Source organism: Phocicoccus pinnipedialis (genome assembly GCF_903994035.1).
GTDB classification, from domain to species: Bacteria; Bacillota; Bacilli; order Staphylococcales; family Salinicoccaceae; genus Phocicoccus; species Phocicoccus pinnipedialis.
This window is the reverse complement of record NZ_CAJEWB010000010.1, coordinates 156,848-172,880: the sequence shown is the minus strand read 5'-3', so window position 1 is coordinate 172,880 and position 16,033 is coordinate 156,848. Positions and strand designations below refer to the sequence as shown.

Annotated in this window: 13 protein-coding genes; 5 read left to right on the top strand and 8 right to left on the bottom strand. The window is 36.6% G+C overall.

From position 1 onward, the window contains the following. Positions 1 to 24: 24 nt before the first annotated feature. Together H9D55_RS05075 and pepF are read right to left on the bottom strand one after the other, a co-directional pair. On the bottom strand, positions 25 to 468 hold the full coding sequence (locus H9D55_RS05075) for an SACOL1771 family peroxiredoxin (RefSeq protein ID WP_377275239.1): 444 nt from the start codon (positions 466 to 468) through the stop codon (positions 25 to 27). Between the two features lie 53 nt (positions 469 to 521). Further along, positions 522 to 2,324, bottom strand: coding sequence for an oligoendopeptidase F (pepF, locus tag H9D55_RS05070; RefSeq protein WP_186077443.1), 1,803 nt, complete (start codon positions 2,322 to 2,324; stop codon positions 522 to 524). A gap of 122 nt (positions 2,325 to 2,446) precedes the next feature. Here pepF and H9D55_RS05065 point away from each other — a divergent pair, with 122 nt between their 5' ends. The 3 genes from H9D55_RS05065 to rarD all read left to right on the top strand — a co-directional run bounded on the left by H9D55_RS05065 (position 2,447) and on the right by rarD (position 4,190). Further along, positions 2,447 to 3,007, top strand: a complete 561-nt coding sequence (locus H9D55_RS05065; protein WP_186077442.1) for a DNA-3-methyladenine glycosylase I — start codon at positions 2,447 to 2,449, stop codon at positions 3,005 to 3,007. A gap of 35 nt (positions 3,008 to 3,042) precedes the next feature. Then, entirely contained in the window at positions 3,043 to 3,219 is a 177-nt protein-coding gene (locus tag H9D55_RS05060) for a hypothetical protein (RefSeq protein WP_186077441.1), read from the top strand. A gap of 65 nt (positions 3,220 to 3,284) precedes the next feature. Beyond that, positions 3,285 to 4,190 (top strand): EamA family transporter RarD, encoded by a 906-nt coding sequence (rarD, locus tag H9D55_RS05055; RefSeq protein WP_186077440.1) that lies wholly within the window; start codon positions 3,285 to 3,287, stop codon positions 4,188 to 4,190. 175 nt (positions 4,191 to 4,365) lie between these two features. Here the strand turns inward: rarD and H9D55_RS05050 are convergent, their stop codons facing one another. From H9D55_RS05050 to H9D55_RS05035, 4 genes are all read right to left on the bottom strand, one after another. After that, positions 4,366 to 5,613, bottom strand: coding sequence for a peptidoglycan bridge formation glycyltransferase FemA/FemB family protein (locus H9D55_RS05050; RefSeq protein WP_186077438.1), 1,248 nt, complete (start codon positions 5,611 to 5,613; stop codon positions 4,366 to 4,368). 57 nt (positions 5,614 to 5,670) lie between these two features. Next, positions 5,671 to 6,948 carry an aminoacyltransferase gene (locus H9D55_RS05045; RefSeq protein WP_186077436.1) on the bottom strand — a complete coding sequence of 426 codons (1,278 nt, stop codon included), beginning with the start codon at positions 6,946 to 6,948 and terminating at the stop codon, positions 5,671 to 5,673. Between the two features lie 15 nt (positions 6,949 to 6,963). Continuing rightward, positions 6,964 to 8,202: an aminoacyltransferase gene (locus H9D55_RS05040; protein WP_186077435.1), complete on the bottom strand. Its 1,239-nt coding sequence runs from the start codon at positions 8,200 to 8,202 to the stop codon at positions 6,964 to 6,966. Positions 8,203 to 8,324: 122 nt separating this feature from the next. Next, positions 8,325 to 9,587 (bottom strand): Y-family DNA polymerase, encoded by a 1,263-nt coding sequence (locus tag H9D55_RS05035; protein WP_186077433.1) that lies wholly within the window; start codon positions 9,585 to 9,587, stop codon positions 8,325 to 8,327. 145 nt (positions 9,588 to 9,732) lie between these two features. Between H9D55_RS05035 and H9D55_RS05030 the strand changes: the two genes are divergently transcribed. Beyond that, positions 9,733 to 10,710 carry a DUF1002 domain-containing protein gene (locus tag H9D55_RS05030; protein WP_186077431.1) on the top strand — a complete coding sequence of 326 codons (978 nt, stop codon included), beginning with the start codon at positions 9,733 to 9,735 and terminating at the stop codon, positions 10,708 to 10,710. A 46-nt stretch (positions 10,711 to 10,756) separates the two neighbouring features. Here H9D55_RS05030 and parC read toward each other — a convergent pair whose 3' ends face one another. Then, the gene (gene parC, locus H9D55_RS05025; protein ID WP_186078185.1) at positions 10,757 to 13,177 is read right to left on the bottom strand and encodes a DNA topoisomerase IV subunit A; all 2,421 of its coding nucleotides are present in this window, start codon (positions 13,175 to 13,177) and stop codon (positions 10,757 to 10,759) included. Continuing rightward, a complete protein-coding gene (gene parE / locus H9D55_RS05020; RefSeq protein WP_186077430.1) occupies positions 13,170 to 15,194 on the bottom strand; it encodes a DNA topoisomerase IV subunit B in 2,025 nt (674 codons plus the stop codon). The genes parC and parE overlap by 8 nt, the downstream gene beginning before the upstream one ends. Before the next feature lie 144 nt (positions 15,195 to 15,338). On the opposite strand from parE, the gene plsY reads away from it, so the two are divergent. Continuing rightward, on the top strand, positions 15,339 to 15,947 hold the full coding sequence (gene plsY, locus H9D55_RS05015) for a glycerol-3-phosphate 1-O-acyltransferase PlsY (protein ID WP_235963116.1): 609 nt from the start codon (positions 15,339 to 15,341) through the stop codon (positions 15,945 to 15,947). Positions 15,948 to 16,033 lie beyond the last annotated feature (86 nt).

The following is a 16,033-nucleotide window of genomic DNA, read 5'->3' as shown; positions in this document are numbered from 1 at the left end:
TAATGGGAATAGTGCGTTTTATTTCTATTTCACATCAATCTCGGCATCAATCTCTATTTCAACATTGCCTCGTATCGAGTTTGATATCATACAGTTACCATCAGCAATTTCAGTAATTCTTTCTAATTGTTTTTCTAATTTTGTATACTCCGCTTCATTCACCGTAATTTTAGGATGATGTGTAATTTTCACCATTTTAAATTTACCTTCTTTAAGACTCGCTGTTCCAACTGATTCTTGTTCGATAACAACATCAGTGAATCGTGAGCGCTCAAGTGCTGCAGCTAGACTTATAATGTAGCAACTGCCTGCTGCTGAAACAAGTAATTCATCAGGATTTGATGCGTCACCCATTCCTCCAAGTTCACTCGGAATTGATATTTCTCCTTTTAAGTGATCCGCTTCAAATATTCCTTTTTCATTACGTCCACCTGACCAATGTGTCTTTACTTTAAAGTCATGTTCCATAGTCATCCTCCAAAAAAAGTCTCTGACATAAGTATGCCAGAGACTCTTATCATTTAACCATCAATTTCTTCTGTTAATTTCTCTAACTCATCAACTAGAGATCCGATGTATTGAATTGTGTCTTTTAAAGGTTTATCTGTAGTAATATCAATGCCCACCATCTTAGATAAGCCAACAGCATCTTTCTTTCCACCTTCACGTAACACTGCTAACCACTCATCAACTGCAACTTGTCCTTCATCTAATACACGGTTTGCCATCTGTGTTGCAATTGTCAGACCTGCACTGTATGTGTATGGATAAAGTCCCATGTAGTAATGTGGTTGTCTCATCCAAGTAAGTTCTGCACCTTCAGTGATTTCAACATCATCTCCCCAAAACGCTTCAATTACTTGACGTTTTAATTTGTTTAAGTCAGATGCTGATACAGTCTCATAATTGTCTACCATTTTGTAAACTTCACGTTGGTAAGCTGCTTCTAATAGATGCGTTACAAAGTTGTGGTAGTAAGTTCTTGAAATGATTGAGCTGATTACCCAGCGTTTGAACTTAGGATCTTCTGAGTTCTTGAGTAGATGATTGGCCATTAACATTTCATTCATTGTAGATGGTGCTTCAATAAAGTACATTGAAGGTCTTGTATCAAAGATATTGTTGTTCGCATTTGCATTGTAGAAATGACCTGCGTGTCCGAGTTCATGCGCTAGTACGAATACTTCCTCCATTAAGCTGCTCCATGTAATTAAAATATATGGGTGGTCTCCGTATGGACTAGAACAGAATGCACCTGTTGATTTTCCTTTATTTGAAACGAAGTCAATCCAACGCTCGTCATATGCACGGTTGATCATATCTACATAGTCTTCACCTAAGATAGATAGGGCATCAACAATGTATTTTCTAGACTCCTCAACAGTTATTTCAGGCTCACTTGAAGGATCTAAAGGAATCTTTAAGTCTTCATATTTCATAGTCTCTAAACCGTTTGCTTTTTGTAAGAGTTTTGCATAGCGTCTCATATGTGGCGCAAGATCTTTCATTATCGTGTCAATTTGACGATCATATAGTTCACGGTCCACATCTTGTCTGTGTAGTAAGTAATCGATTACTGAATCGAATCCTCTTAAGTCAGACTCTGTCTTCTCTTGTTTTAACTGTATGTCATATGTTGCTGCTGTAGTATTTTCGTATTTTCTGAGAGTATCGTAAAACCTCTTATACGCTTTATGACGAATTTCAGTGTTTGGATTAGACTCAAGACCCCCTTCAAATGCAAGGTAAGATACTGGTATCTCTTCTCCATCGACCTCGATTGAACCGAAGTCTAAATCGAGTAGTTTAGTAATGTTATATAAGTTATATGGAGCGTTAAAAACGTTACTAAAATTTGCTAGTACTTTTTCAACTTTAGGATCAAGTTGGTACGGTTTATTTCTAAGTAACTCATCAACAAAACCTTTATATTCTGCTGCTTTTTCTTTAATTTCATTTAAAAAAGCTTCATCTTTTTCTAAAAGTTCACCTTCAAAGAAGCTTACATTTGATGCGAAATTTGTTCTCGTATTACCGAGAACTGCTGATAATTTCTGTGCTTCAGCTTCACTTTGGTCACTTGAAAGTCTCAAGCTTGCGTATGTACTAATGAGTACGAGCGCTTCTGTTAATTTCTTTAAGCTGTTAATACCTTCAATCGCAACTTCTGGTGAGTCTAATTTACCTTCATATGCGTCATTGAACGACTTAACATCCTCTGTCAATTGTTCAGCACGTTTGATTGCATCTTGATCGTCACTTGCTAAACTTGTTAAATCCCAAGTGTAATTTACATCTACATCTTTTCTTGATAATAATGCCATGTCTGTCTCTCCCTTTCGGTTTCCGAAGTATATCGTCATTATACACTATATTCTGAATTCTTTATATAAAAAAAGCAAATCTGTACTGTTAGCTTATATAATATAAGTGGGAGGTATCTATTATGATAAAACCAACATGGGCAAAAAGTCATCCTTTACTTGAAGCATATTACGAAAATGAGTGGGGGAAGCCGTCTAATGATGATAGACACTTATTTGAGATGCTTATTTTAGAAGGATTTCAAGCTGGTCTATCCTGGCTAACAATCCTAAAGAAGCGCGAAGCATTTAAAGAGGCTTTTTTAGATTTTGATTATGAAAAGATCGCAAAGTTTGATGATGAAGACATTGAGAGAATTTTGAGTACTGAGGATATGATAAGAAATAAGTTGAAAATTTCTTGTGCAATTAAAAATGCTGCTCAATACAAAACTGTACAAGAAGAGTTCGGAAGTTTTTCTAATTATCTATGGTCATTTGTAGGTCGCAAACCAGTAGTTACAAATTATGATTACGAAACAGATATTCCAGTTCAAAACGATCTGTCTGTGTTAATCAGCAAAGATTTAAAGAAGCGTGGCTTTAAATTTGTAGGCCCTGTCATTATATATTCTTACTTGCAAGCAGTGGGGGTAATCGATGACCGTATTTTGCATGAGCAAAATAAGTTAGGTGGTTGTTAAATTGTGATATAACTATGTGTGAAAGGATGATGAACATGTTACAGTATTCACTGATTAATATTAAACCAAATATGAAACAAAATTCTTTAACACAACAGGTCATTGAAGCAATTAACAAAGAAGAACAAAAAGGAAATACGTTTGTACAAGTTGTAAAACTTACAGAACAAGAAACACCGCAAATTTTAATTATTTCTAAAACGAATTCATGAGATAATTATTACAGAATATTTGTGTAAGATTAGAAATAATTATCAAATAAGTATGGGTGTTAATTATGGAAGAAAACAAGACTAAAGAAGGAATACTATTAGCACTTGGATGTTACGTCATGTGGGGCGTTTCTCCACTATATTGGGCACTTATCAACGACATCGATGCATTTGAAATACTCGCGTATCGCATAATTTATTCTTTAATTTTTATGGCAGTATTAGTCCCTATTCTAAAGAATAGAACTGCATTAAGAAGAGATTGGTATTATATTAAGTCTGACTCAAAGCGACTTCTTATGGTACTTGCATGTAGTGTTCTAATCACGATTAATTGGGGTACATTCATATGGGGTGTAAACAACGGGTATGTACTACAATCGAGCCTTGGATACTATATTATGCCACTTGTCAGCATTATGCTTGCATTAATATTTGAAAAAGAAACGTTTAATAAGATCGAATGGATAGCCATTCTAATGTCATTTATAGGGATTGCTTATATGATTATTAGAATAGGTGAGGTACCAATAATCGCATTACTATTAGCATTTTCATTTGGATTCTATGGACTTATTAAAAAGCATCTGATTATAGATGCTACCAGCAGTATTTCATTTGAGACAATTATAATCACACCAATAGCAATCATTTATGCGGTTTTTCTTTTCTTTACAGACCAATCAGACGTTGGGATAAACACATCGTCATTTTGGTTGCTATTTGCAGGAGCCATTACAGCCGTACCATTAATATTGTTTTCTAAAGGCGCTAAATATATACCCGTATCATTGATGGGGTTCTTAATCTATATCAATCCAACAATACAATTCTTACTTGGTGTATACGTGTTTAATGAACCATTTGAGAAGGCACAAGTCATTACGTTCATATTTATATGGATTGGAGTTATATTATATAGCACTTCAAAATATAGAGATTCGAAGAAGAAGAGAGCAGCTAATGTGTAACATAGCTCTCTCATTCCTATATACATAACTTCCTATAATATATGTTATGTAAACTAATACTATGAAAAGTTTATTAAATGAATAAGACCTCAAGTTATGTAAAAAATAAACCACAAGAGATATGATATTAAAAGTCTTGTGGTTTTCTTCTTATTATTTGATTACTTTAGAGTGTTTAAATTCTCTTTAATGCTTTACCAATCTTATAGATCATTGGGTGATATATTTTACTGAATGTTCCTGGTAATTCTTCAATTTCTGCACCAAATCCACGCTTGAATTGGAACACGCCGTAATCTACAGCGTCTTCGTCAAAGTTACCTGTAATTCCGTACATATTGAATCGTTTTAACCCTTTTTTCTGTGCATCTTCAATCATCTTAATTGTCACAAAGTTTGTTGCTAAATATTTGCTATGTTCTCTTAAGCTACCACTATATAGATACACCATCTCGTTGTTATTGAAATAATACATTGCAGTTGATAAAGGAATGACCTCGCCATATTTTTTAATGCGCGCCTCTGCATCTTCAATTTGAGCTTGGACTTGATCAATTTTTGTTTTTGTATCTTTATATACATTTCTAACTTTACGTGAAGCTTTCTCGAGGTCGTGTTCTTTTTCAAGTCGATCTATTTCATCTTGTAGTTCTGTCTTTTCTTCATTTAATGTTTGAATTAAGTCATCTAAATCAAGTTCTGCTAGTACAACATAGATCTTTTTGTCTAGAATTCGAAGCTGGTCTAGTATACGTTCAGATGGAACCTTGTCAAAACCAAGTCGTTCTTCTGTATCTTTATAAATATATAAGAACTCATCGTACTCATCTGGTGATAGATGCCTAATCTTAATTGGGTGTTTTAAAGCACGTCTTATATTTGAGCGCATCTTTGTTTCCATTCTGTCATACACGTCATTTAAAGTACCACTGATATCCACAACTGATTGGTATCTAAGGTGCTCGCTGAAGACAAGTTGCTTCGTAAATCCATGATGCTTAAACCCTACTCTTTCAAAGACGTCCATGATTTCTCTGTTGTTTCGTGGGTCTTCTTCAATGACATTTCCGTCTCTATCACGTACTTGATAGATTTGGTTCGGCGCAATCGTTACTTCTAGGCCTTTATTGTTTCTAATGAACTGATCAATTTCTCTTAAGAAAAACGCATAATCTTCGTTATTAAAGTCTGTTAATAATGGACCAAAATGCGTCGAGAAACCTCTATACTTACGCATCATCGGATATGCACTTAGGAATGCAACTCCAGACAGCTTTTCGTCTTTATAAAACCCGAGTAAAAATGTTTCAAGTTTTGTTTTCACATAATCATAATAAATTTCATCATGAATAAAATGATAGAGTCCCTCATAGCTTTCCATATAATCATAAAATTCTTGTTCTGTTATCTGTTTAACTAACACATTCTTACCTCCTGTGAAAAAAGGACCTAACCCGGCAGAGTTAGATCCATTCTTCTTTTATCTTCTTCCGAGCTTTTGTTCTGCCTTAACTTTCACTTTAAATACGTTGTGTACGAATGGGTTGATAACTTTTACGAAGTCTCCCACAAGCTCTTCGATTTCAGCATTAAATCCACGCTTAAATCTGAATACACCGTAGTCTTCTCCTTCTGGTGTAAAATCACCAGATACACCGTAGAAGTTATAACGAGCAATACCATGTTCCATCGCATACTTCATCATCTCTAAGTGCATTAAGTACGGACCTACAAACATGTTAAACTCTTCAGATGAGGCACCTGAGTTATATACAAGTTCATATGGTGTTTCGAAGTACACACCAGCACCTAGATTTAGAACATTTCCATATTTTTCTCTAAATGTTTTTGCCTGGTTTAAATCATCTTCAGTACCTTGAATATTTCTCTTAAGTTCTGCAATTCTGTTCATTGTCTTTTGATTTTGATTTTCTTTACTTTCTTGCTGCTCAAGTTGTTTAGTTAATTTTTTAAGTTCTTTTTCTGTAGATGAAATAAATGGATCAAGTTCAACATATGCAAGTGGCACAAGAACTTTATCACCATAAGTTTCTTTAAAGTCTCTGAAGTATTGATGTGGATCTACGGTAATAAAGAAATTTTGTCTCTCAGCTGTTTCTAAGAATAAATCAACAAAAATATCCATTTCATCAATTTCTAAGAAACGTACCTTAACACCAAATCTCTGTGCTTTTTTAATATTTCTACGACGCAAGCTATCGAATGATCTAACGAGGTCTTTTTCATCTTTAAACTGACTCACGTCTAACACACTCATCCAACGTGCTTGTGAAGTTTTTGAATATCCTCTAGTGAATCCTTGGTGTACATAGCCCATAGATTCTAATAGATCGATTACTTCTTTTCTTGGTTCATAATCTGTATATTCTTCTACATCTTTGTTATATTTTTTGTAAATCCAGTTTGGATCCACTTTAACGTATGAACAGTTGTTTTCTTTTAAATACTCAGTGAGTCCACTGAAGTATGCACGTACGAGCTCGAGATCATCGTAGTTTAATACTGGACCTCTATTGCTGTAGTAAAAGTATTTACCAAGAACTGTAGGTTGTTTTGTAAATAACCCCGCGGCTCTCACTGTACCATCATTTTCTTTTAAGCCGAGTAGTTCAACTTCCCACTCGCCATGTAGCTCTCGGTTTTTCTTGTTTCCAATCATTTGGAAGAAGGCACTTTCTTCCCCACTCGTCTCTATAAATTGTTCATATTCAGAATCTGTTAATTCTGTAAATTTCATAGTTTCCATCACTCTCTATTTCTTTAGTAATTGGTATGCGTTATACGCGATTTTATTTACTGGTTTTACAAAGTCACCGATATATTCATTTACTGTCGCATTAAAGCCCTTTTTAAATTGAATTACGCCGTAGTCTTCAGCGTCTTCAGTGAACTTACCACTGATTCCGTAGAAATTATAAATATCTACGTTTTGTTCTAATGCGTATTTGATCATTTCCCATTGGATTGCGTAGCTACCAGCAAAGTGTCTAAATTCGTTTGCTGTTCCACCTGCAAGATATGCAACTTCATGATTCGTATTGATATAGTAGCTCGCTGCAACAGATAATTCTTTACCATATTGTTTGTTCAGTGCTTTACCTTCATCATATTTCTTTTTAATGTTTTGTAATTGAACAGATAGGTTTTCAATCTTGTTCTTAGCTTTTTGATTCTCTTTGTCACGCTCTAATTGCTTTTCTGCTTTTTCTATTTCACGTTCGAGCTTATTTTTATCTTTTTCAATTGCTTCTACGTATTCTTCAAGATCTACATACGCAAGTGGTATCATTACTTTGTCTTTAAAGTATTCTTTTCTTGATTTATAGAACGGCGCACCGCGGTCGAAGAACTCTTTCATTTCACTCGTGTCTTCCATAAAGTCTGTGAAAATTCCAATGTCTTCTAAACCAAGATATTTTACTTTGATTCCATCTTTGTCAGCACGTTTAATGTTTCTCTTTCTCAAGCTATCAAATGATTTAAAGAGTTCATCTTCTGTTTTATCTTTTAAATCAAGCGTTGAGTGCCATCTAATCTGAGTATCTGGGCTAAATCCTGTTGTATAGCCGTCATGAATATATCCCATATCTTCAAACATGTCGATTAGAGATTTGTTGCCTGTCTCTTCAATGATATTACCATCATGGTCTCTCACGTTTAAAACTTCATAAGGATCTATTCTAATGTATAATACTTTCTTTCCTTTAAGGAAGTATTCTAAACCTTTAAAGAATGCTTGTACGACTGCTTGATCGTTATAATCCATCACTGGACCACGATTTGTATAAGCGACTTTAAAGACACGCATCACACGTCCGAGTGTAAGTAAGCACGCTGCTTTAACTTCCGCGTTATCCTTCACACCGACTAAATATGTTTCAGTTCCTTCATCCACTTTTAATCTATAGTTTTCAAGTGTTTGAGTAAAATGACTAAAATGCTTGTGTGTATAGTCGTAAAACTCTTCTTCAGTTAGTTGCACAAACTCCATTCAGGTCTCAATCCTTTTCTTTTCACTGATTACTTATTGATGGGTACGCAATATTTACCCAATTATACAATTCCATTATTGTATTATACCATTTTTATCTTTAGCTTTCATGTCTGAGCTAATTATCTTTTATGACCAGCAATCAATCCTTCGCGAAGTTTAAGGGTGGAAGCTTCTGTCATACTCAGTGCTCTCATCACGCTAAGCATGCCATATTTCACTTTCAAATGGTCAATTGTGCGCATCAATGATTCTTCTTTTTCCATTTGTTCATAGTTATCAAAGAGAGCGTATTGTCGCATCGTGTCTGGGATAAAGTTCGTGAGTCCTACACTGATTGTTCTATATAGTTCATCTGGGTTTGCGATTTCTACGAGACGTGTCCAAATTCCTTCCATGACTGTGTTTTCGTTATGTGTGCCCCCATCTATCGTAAACTGCTTACGATACGTATGCCCATCCTTAGTACCTATTGCGAACTGAACAGTACGCGCAAGCTTATTCATCATACGTAAACGATGAACTACCTCATCCACGTGTTCTAATATCACTACATAGATCTCTTCGAATCTATAATCTCTCATTAATATTTGACTCTTACCAATAGAAGGATTATGCACGTAGTGTCTGTCGCGAATTTTGCTGAAGTCAATCCCGTTGGCATGTAAGTGCCAATCGATACCAATCACACCGAAGTCTCGCTTCAAATACTCTACAGGATAATGTGCAAGATCGCCAATCGTAAATATACCGCGTTGATTTAATTTCTTCTCACTTCTCTTATTAATGCCCCAAAATTTGCTCAGTGGCGAAATGCGCCACATCTTTTTAGGGACATCATGATAACGCCACTCTGCGATACCTTTTGGCATCTTCTTTGCTTCAATATCTAGGGACAATTTACTTAAAAGCATGTTATCCCCTAAGCCAACTGTACACTCGATTTGCGTCTCTCTATAAATTTCCATCTTGATGATTTCAGCAAGTTCATATGGCGTCGATGCGTAAAGATGATAACTCTCTGTGACATCCATGAAAAACTCGTCAATTGAATACTGATGAAAATCCTCAGGTGCAATATATCTGAGCGCAATTTCTGTTATTCGTTTAGAGTAATCAAGGTACGTTTTCATAGTTGGGTTAACAATTTTTATATCCGGTCTCTTTGGTATTTCAAATAATCGTGATCCGGTCTTAATACCAAGCTTTTTTAACTCAGGAGTTGCTGCAAGCACAACTGAGCCCGGAGAGTCCACGTCCCCCACTACAGCAAGCAATGTTGTTTTTGGATCCCAGTGATTCAAGATGCAAGACACACTTGCAAAGAAACTTTTTTGGTCCACACAAAAAATATCACGCTGTGGACAAAGATGATAATTATACATATTCATCCCTCCGATACGAACATTTGTTCGTATTAATATTAACATAAATTCATTGTGTTTTCTATTTAAGTATTCTCTTTTCTTTTGTAAACAAAAAAAATATGTAGTAAGCTAATGACACATAAGAGAGAAAGGAATAACACTTATGAAAAAAATATTATATGTACTTGCAGCAGTATTTACGCTATCACTCTTTGTGAATACTAAGACTGAAGCGGCGAAAGTATGGGACGAAGCTGTAACGATTTACGGTGCCGGACTAGAGTATGATGGCCAAACGAGAAACACAGTATCCGAACTTTTAAATGCTACAGATAAAGACAAAACAGATTATGTATATGGAAATGATACAGAGAGATACATCGGCATGAGATACGATGATAGCATCCTATTCTCAAGTATTAGAATTATCGAAAAAACAAGTGGTGGCCTCAACATTGATATCAATGAATCACAAGGTAGAATCACACAAATATCTAAAGAGACTTACCAAAACGCACTTCTAACTGCAGGGATCACAGATGCAGACGTGACAATCGCAGCACCACATGACGTAACTGGTGAATCTGCATTGACTGGAATCTATAAAGCATATGAAGTTCAAGGACAACCAATTCCTGAAGATAGAACACAAAACGCACAAGATGAACTAAACACCATCACGGATATTACTGAAGAGAACGAAAATAAAGAAGGCTACTCACAAGAGCAGTTAAACAAAGCAATCACAGAAATTAAGATTACGGTAATCAACATCATCAACGAAGGTACAGATATCACTGAAGATGATGTACGCAGAATCGTTGATGAAAAGCTAGCAGAAAACGGACTACAAGATGTTGTTACTGAAGATCAAAGAGAAAGAATCATTGTATTAATCTTAAACATCAAGGACTCTGGCGTATTTAATGGAGAAACTGCACAGAAGATTATAGACAGTGGTAAATCATTCATAGGCGATATCACTTCAAGCGATGCTTATAAAGACGCTAAAGAAAAAGCCAAAGAACTTGGTAAAGATATTAAAGACTATGCAACTTCTGAAGAAGGAGAAGGCATTTGGAACTCGATTAAATCATTCTTTCAAAAACTTGTTGATGCAATTGTAGGTCTATTTAAATAAAAAAATTCCCGGTAGTGTATTTGAATTTGCACTACCGGGAATTTTTTTATTCGTCTTTAGTATAGTATTCAAAATCTACAGATACTACTTGGCCGAACGAATCTTCATCTACTACAAATGATCCATTCGCGTATCTGCCACTCTGTCTTACTTCTTTGGAATTAAATGTTTCCATTTCTTTTTCGCTGTGAAGAATGACATTGATGTTTTCTTTTGAAAGTGTCGCTCCAACAATGCGGTGCGGCTTAGATTTAATATCTTTTAGAAGCATAGAGCCGACTTGTGCCCTTGCCCCACTCTTAAACTCGTCAATTGGCGTCCGTTTCAGTGCACCACGCTGTGATGCGGTGATGAGCACTTTATTATCTTTTATGAGACCGCCATAGACGATTCTGTCTTTATCTTTAAGGTTCATGGCACGCACACCTTGTGTACGTAAACCTGTTGAGTTTATTTCGCTGACACCATATCTAAGTGTTAAACCATTCGTAGTTACAAATAACATCTCGTCGTCTGGATTTTCTACGAGATCAACTGACACGACGCTGTCTTCTTTTTTAAGCGATATTGATGCGATTGGACGGCTGATGCGCGTCATCTCGAATAAATCCAACGTGGTGCGCTTCACTTGTCCATTTGCTGTAGTGATGATGATAGATTTCGCCTCATCAAACGATTCAATTTCTAATGCGAACACCGGAACTTCGTTGCTCTTAAGGTTGTACTTAGAGGACAGATGCACGCCATTATCTTTCCATCTAATATCTGGAAGCTCGTGAACAGGTATGATCATGTAATTCCCTTTAGAGGTAAATACGATGAGCGTCTCTAATGTATGACCTTCATGCATGAATAACAAATGATCATCTTCTTTCATACCAAGTTCATCGAACGGACTCGCATTATAACTTCTCGGCGACGTACGTTTAATGTAGCCGTCACGCGTTAATGATACCACCGTATCTTCTTTCGCAATCAACATCTCTTTAGAAACGTCTAATGACTCAATCTTGTCTTCGATATCCGTACGACGTGCTGTCGTGAATTCTTTTTTAACATCTTTTAATTCACGCTTGATTACAGACATGAGTTTTTTGTCATTTGAAAGAATCTCTTTTAACTGATTGATCTCGTATTCGAGCTCATTATGCTCAGTCTCTAACTCAACGATATCCGTATTTGTTAAACGATAAAGTTGGAGCATAACAATCGCTTCAGCTTGAGTTTCAGTGAAGTCAAATGCAGCGATTAAGTTTTCTTTTGCATCTTTTTTGTTTTGTGATTCTCTGATGATGCGAATTACTTCATCGAGTACAGATAACGCACGAATCAACCCTTCGATGATGTGTATGCGTTTTTCTGCGTGATTTAACATGTATCTAGAACGACGTGCCACCACATCTTTTTGATGTGCAATATATGCATTTAGTATAGCTTTAAGACCTAGAAGCTTTGGCGCACGTTGGTCAATCGCAACCATGTTAAAGTTGTATGACACTTGAAGATCTGTCTTCATGAGTAAGTACGACTTTATGGCATCGATATTCGCGTCTTTACGCACTTCGATTACGACACGCATACCATCTCTATCCGTCTCGTCGCGGACTTCGATCATACCATCTACTTTTTTGTCGAAGATAATCTCATCAATTTTCTTGACGAGGTTCGCTTTATTTACTTCAAACGGAATTTCGTCGATGATGATTAGTTTCTTGTTGCCTCTCGCTTCTTCAACGCGCATTCTGGAACGCACGATAATACGTCCCTTTCCTGTTTCATATGCTTTTTTAAGCTCTTTCTTACCCTGGATGATACCACCTGTTGGAAAGTCTGGTCCAGGCATGACTTCTAGAAGTTCATCTAGAGATACGCTTGGTTTTTCAATTAATTTTAGTGTCGCTTCAATGACTTCACCTAAGTTATGCGGTGGAATATCCGTTGCATAACCTGCTGAAATTCCTGTTGTGCCATTGACGAGTAAATTCGGGAATTTTGCTGGAAGAACCGTTGGTTCAACTTCCGTATCGTCAAAGTTATTGATAAAATCAACCGTCTCTTTATTGAGATCTTCTAGCAGAAGACCTGATAACTTAGATAACTTGGCTTCTGTGTAACGCATTGCAGCAGCCGGGTCTCCGTCAACCGAACCTTTGTTACCATGAATTAAAATTAATTCTTCACGCATTTTCCAGTCTTGTCCAAGACGCACCATAGCGTCATAGATACTAGACTCACCGTGAGGATGGTAGTTACCGATTACGTTACCAACAGTCTTCGCAGACTTTCTGAAGTTCTTATCAAAAGTATTTCCATCTTTATACATTGCGTACAAAATTCTGCGTTGAACTGGCTTTAAACCATCGCGAACGTCAGGAATCGCACGATCTTGGATGACGTATTTACTATATCTACCAAAGCGATCTCCAATTACATCTTCAAGTTTCAGTTGTTGAATTTGATCATGCATCATGTAATTCTTCCTCGCTTTCTTCAATTACGTCCATGTTTCTATCTAGCATTGATTTTTCATCTTCTAATGTAAAGCTTACGTTCGATTCAATCCAGTTGCGGCGAATCTCTACATTGTCTCCCATGAGAGTTGTCACACGCTTAGATGACAGTGCATCGTCATCAATTAACACTTGGACAAGCGTGCGCGTTTCTGGATTCATTGTTGTATCCCATAGCTGGTCTGCCATCATCTCCCCGAGACCTTTATAGCGCTGTAGTTCAACGCCTTTACCCAGTTTCTCGCGCTCCACTTCTAACTCGTCTTCAGTCCAAACATATTTAACAATCGTCTTCTTGTTTTGTTTCTTCTTAAGCTGGAATAATGGTGGCATCGCGATATAAATTTTTCCGGCCTCAAATAGAGGTCGCATGTAATTGAAAAAGAATGTGAGCAAGAGCACTTGGATGTGTGCTCCGTCAGTATCTGCATCTGTCATAATGATGACTTTATCGTAATTGACGTCTTCTAACTTAAATTCATTTCCAACACCTGCACCAATTGTATGAATGATTGTGTTGATCTCTTCATTTTTAAAGATATCCTCAAAACGTGCACGTTCTGTGTTGATTACTTTACCACGTAGTGGCAGAATCGCTTGGAACTTTCGGTCACGTCCGAGCTTTGCTGAACCGCCTGCAGAATCACCTTCTACAAGGAATAACTCATTTTTTTTCGCATTCTTGCTTTGAGCAGGAGTTAATTTACCAGAGAGCAACGTACTCGCTCGCTTATTCTTTTTACCTGTACGTGCTTCTTCTCGTGCTTTTCGTGCAGCTTCTCTTACCTGACGTGCTTTCAACGCTTTTTTAACGAGCTGTGAAGATAAAACCCCGTTCTCTTCTAAAATATATGGTAAGTTTTCTGCTAACACACTGTCTAAAAGTTGCCTCGCTTCAGGTGTACCAAGTTTTCCTTTTGTCTGACCTTCGAATTGTAATAGGTCCTCAGGAATTTTAACCGAGATAATCGCAGTTAATCCTTCTCTAATGTCGTTCCCTTCGAGGTTCTTGTCTTTATCTTTTAATTCACCGATTTTACGAGCGTATTCGTTGAAGATACGGGTGAATGATGTTTTGAACCCAACCTCATGCGTACCACCGTCTTTAGTACGGACGTTGTTAACGAAACTCATTATTGTCTCAGAATACTGATCATTATACTGGAAAGCGACGTCGAGCTTCATATCATTGTATTCACCTGAGAATGACATGATATTACCAATCGCATCTTTTCCTTCATTTAGGAATTTAATGAATGCGCTGAGGCCTTCTTCATAATGGAAGGTTTCGGAGTTACCAGTACGGTCATCATTAATCGTTACTTTGAGAACTTTTTCTAAGAATGCAGATTCACGCATGCGCTCGGCAATCGTTTCAAAGTTGAAGAATGTCCCCGTTTTAAATATCTTAGGATCTGGCTTGAATGTCACTTCAGTACCTGACTGGTTTGTATTGCCTACAACTTTAAGTGGCTGGTCGAGTTTACCGCCGTCCTTAAATGATATCTCTAACTTTTTACCATCTCTGTAAATTGTTACCTTTAACCATTCAGACAACGCGTTTACGACAGAAGCACCCACACCATGGAGACCCCCAGAAGTCTTATAACCTCCCGCACCAAACTTACCCCCTGCATGTAAAATAGTGAAGATAATTTCAGGTGTTGGCTTACCACTCTTATGCATACCCGTTGGCAGACCGCGACCGTTATCTCGTATTGTTAAACTTTCATCTTTATTGATTGTTATATTGATTTCATTACCATATCCATTGATGATCTCATCCACAGCATTATCCGTGATCTCATAAACCAAATGATGAAGCCCACGAGAATCTGTAGATCCGATATACATACCGGGTCTTTTTCTAACTGCATCTAATCCTTCTAGAATTTGAATCGAATCATCAGAATAGCCTTCTACTTTTTTTGTCAAAAGGGTTCCTCCTACAAACGTACGTTCGTTTTTATTCATCTCTTATATATTTTATAGAAATCTCAAGAAAATGCAAACTGTAATTAGTTTACATAATTAATTTACAGTAAACAATAATAAATTAAATGACAAACCGGAAATATATGTTAAAATATTAGTACCTACTACTAAATGAGGTGTCTCATGTTAATAACAAATATAATACTTTTTGCGTTTGCTTACTTAATTGGTTCCATACCATTTGCTCTTTTAATTGGAAAATTGTTTTATAATACAGATATTCGTGAGCATGGTAGCGGCAACGTCGGTACGTCAAATACTTTTAGAATACTTGGGAAAAAAGCAGGAATTATTGTTTTAATCTGTGACCTATTCAAAGGAGCCATCCCTGTTTGGGTTGCCCTACTCGCAGGTTCAGACATCACAGTCCTCTTTTTCGGATTAGTCGCGGCACTTGGACACGTATGTTCAATATTTATTAAATTTAAGGGTGGAAAAGCAGTTGCAACAGGCGGCGGTGCAATACTCGCATATGCTCCAATTGTATTTATCATCTTGCTCGCAACATTCCTGATCATATTGTATATATCAAAATACGTAAGTCTCGCATCAGTATCCGCATCCATCGTTTTTTTAATCGTATCATTATTTACGAAAGACATACCATTGATTGTTGTAGCTGTTGTATTAGCTGTGGTTATCATAGTTAAGCACATATCAAACATGAAACGCATAAAAGAAGGCACTGAGCCAAAAGTCAGTTTCCTAACGAAGAAACGAGAAGCTAAGTAAGATACTTAGCTTCTTTTTTACTCTCTCTTGCTTTAACCGATGAAGGCTTATTATGTGATATAGGAATGAGCTTTTTGTGCAGATCT

What these genes read in the sequence shown, in the direction of transcription:
- plsY (WP_235963116.1), top strand. Translation starts at nt 15,339, where the DNA reads ATGTTAATAACAAATATAATACTTTTTGCGTTTGCTTACTTAATTGGT.
- rarD (WP_186077440.1), top strand. Translation starts at nt 3,285, where the DNA reads ATGGAAGAAAACAAGACTAAAGAAGGAATACTATTAGCACTTGGATGT.
- H9D55_RS05075 (WP_377275239.1), bottom strand. Translation starts at nt 468, where the DNA reads ATGGAACATGACTTTAAAGTAAAGACACATTGGTCAGGTGGACGTAAT.
- H9D55_RS05045 (WP_186077436.1), bottom strand. Translation starts at nt 6,948, where the DNA reads ATGAAATTTACAGAATTAACAGATTCTGAATATGAACAATTTATAGAG.
- pepF (WP_186077443.1), bottom strand. Translation starts at nt 2,324, where the DNA reads ATGGCATTATTATCAAGAAAAGATGTAGATGTAAATTACACTTGGGAT.
- H9D55_RS05065 (WP_186077442.1), top strand. Translation starts at nt 2,447, where the DNA reads ATGATAAAACCAACATGGGCAAAAAGTCATCCTTTACTTGAAGCATAT.
- H9D55_RS05035 (WP_186077433.1), bottom strand. Translation starts at nt 9,587, where the DNA reads ATGTATAATTATCATCTTTGTCCACAGCGTGATATTTTTTGTGTGGAC.
- H9D55_RS05040 (WP_186077435.1), bottom strand. Translation starts at nt 8,202, where the DNA reads ATGGAGTTTGTGCAACTAACTGAAGAAGAGTTTTACGACTATACACAC.
- H9D55_RS05060 (WP_186077441.1), top strand. Translation starts at nt 3,043, where the DNA reads ATGTTACAGTATTCACTGATTAATATTAAACCAAATATGAAACAAAAT.
- parE (WP_186077430.1), bottom strand. Translation starts at nt 15,194, where the DNA reads ATGAATAAAAACGAACGTACGTTTGTAGGAGGAACCCTTTTGACAAAA.
- H9D55_RS05030 (WP_186077431.1), top strand. Translation starts at nt 9,733, where the DNA reads ATGAAAAAAATATTATATGTACTTGCAGCAGTATTTACGCTATCACTC.
- parC (WP_186078185.1), bottom strand. Translation starts at nt 13,177, where the DNA reads ATGCATGATCAAATTCAACAACTGAAACTTGAAGATGTAATTGGAGAT.